General features: G+C 69.4%; 1 pseudogene. It reads left to right on the top strand.

The window, feature by feature from the left end:
- Positions 1-648, top strand: a pseudogene (locus tag A9X00_RS24210) (molybdopterin-dependent oxidoreductase); the annotation flags it as partial.

Here is a 648-nt window from a genome sequence, read left to right on the forward strand (position 1 = left end):
GTCGTCACCGACACCGCCAAGATGGCCGACTTTCACCTGCGGGTGCGGCCCGGGACCGACGCCTGGTGCCTCGCGGCGCTGGCCGCCGTCCTCGTCCAGGAAAACCTTTGTGACGAAGCGTTTCTCGCCGAGCACGTGCGCGGCGCCGACGTCGTCCGCGCCGCGCTGCGCGAGGTCCCGGTCGGCGAGTACGCCCAGCGGAGCGGGGTCGACGAGGAACTGCTGCGCGCGGCGGCGCGGCGCATCGGCGCCGCCGAGCGCGTGGCGGTGTTCGAGGACCTCGGGATCCAGCAGGCGCCCAACAGCACCCTGAGCTCCTACCTGAACAAGATGCTGTGGATCCTCACCGGCAACTTCGCGAAAAAGGGTGCGCAGCACCTGCATTCGTCATTCGCACCGCTGTTCAGCCAGGTCTCCGGCCGCACGCCCGTCACCGGTGCACCCATCATCTCCGGGCTGATTCCGAGCAACGTGGTGCCCGAGGAGATCCTGACCGATCACCCGGACCGCTTCCGCGCCATGATCGTCGAAAGCGCCAATCCCGCGCACTCGCTGGCCAATTCGGCGGCCTGCCGCGAGGCACCAGGCGTCGGTCCCGGGCCGCACCCGCAGGTGAAAGTCGGCCATCTTGGCGGTGTCGGTGACGAC

Origin of the sequence: Mycobacterium sp. 1245805.9 (assembly GCF_001672915.1) — a bacterium.
Taxonomy (GTDB): Bacteria; Actinomycetota; Actinomycetes; order Mycobacteriales; family Mycobacteriaceae; genus Mycobacterium.